Source organism: Vibrio sp. S457-15, assembly GCF_000960545.1.
Lineage (GTDB): Bacteria > Pseudomonadota > Gammaproteobacteria > Enterobacterales > Vibrionaceae > Vibrio > Vibrio parahaemolyticus.
Genome location: NZ_JYOQ01000103.1, coordinates 1 through 278 on the forward strand (window position 1 = coordinate 1; position 278 = coordinate 278).

Genomic DNA, 278 nt, shown 5'->3' on the forward strand with positions numbered 1-278 from the left:
GAGAGGCCCGAAGGTCCCCCTCTTTGGCCCGTAGGCATCATGCGGTATTAGCCATCGTTTCCAATGGTTATCCCCCACATCAGGGCAATTTCCTAGGCATTACTCACCCGTCCGCCGCTCGACGCCGTTATCGTTCCCCGAAGGTTCAGACAACTCGTTTCCGCTCGACTTGCATGTGTTAGGCCTGCCGCCAGCGTTCAATCTGAGCCATGATCAAACTCTTCAATTTAAGATTTTGTTCGGCTCAATGAATACTGAACATTACATAAAGTCAAGAG

The 278-nt window shown here is 50.7% G+C and carries 1 rRNA gene; it reads right to left on the reverse strand.

Annotation, left to right across the window (positions count from 1 at the left end):
• Positions 1–229, reverse strand: a 16S ribosomal RNA gene (locus tag UF05_RS08905); the annotation flags it as partial.
• Positions 230–278 lie beyond the last annotated feature (49 nt).